Source organism: Rhizobium sp. rho-13.1, assembly GCF_007000305.1.
GTDB classification, from domain to species: Bacteria; Pseudomonadota; Alphaproteobacteria; order Rhizobiales; family Rhizobiaceae; genus Rhizobium; species Rhizobium rhododendri.
The window spans coordinates 1-219 of the sequence record NZ_SCFL01000128.1 but is presented as its reverse complement, the minus strand read 5'-3'; the positions used below and the strand labels follow the sequence as shown (position 1 = coordinate 219).

Sequence of the window (219 nt, the reverse complement as noted above, 5' to 3'; positions counted from 1 at the left end):
TCGACCAGCCGCGTTCGAGAGCGACATCGTAGGGCAACAGAACCGTATTCAACCTCTTTACCAACTTCAACGCCGCTTCGCGCGTGACGATGTAGCATGCAGCCGAGCCCTGGGGACCGTGCAGGCAGCGGCCGACGACATCGCCGAGGGTGGTCATAGCGACGGGTCTGAAACCGACCTTTCGGTGATTTGCGAGCTTGATGACGCTGCCCTCGGTGC

Annotated in this window: 1 pseudogene; it reads right to left on the bottom strand. The window is 61.2% G+C overall.

Annotated features, from left to right (window positions below):
- A pseudogene (locus tag EQW76_RS29210) lies at window positions 1-219 on the bottom strand (glycosyl transferase); the annotation flags it as partial.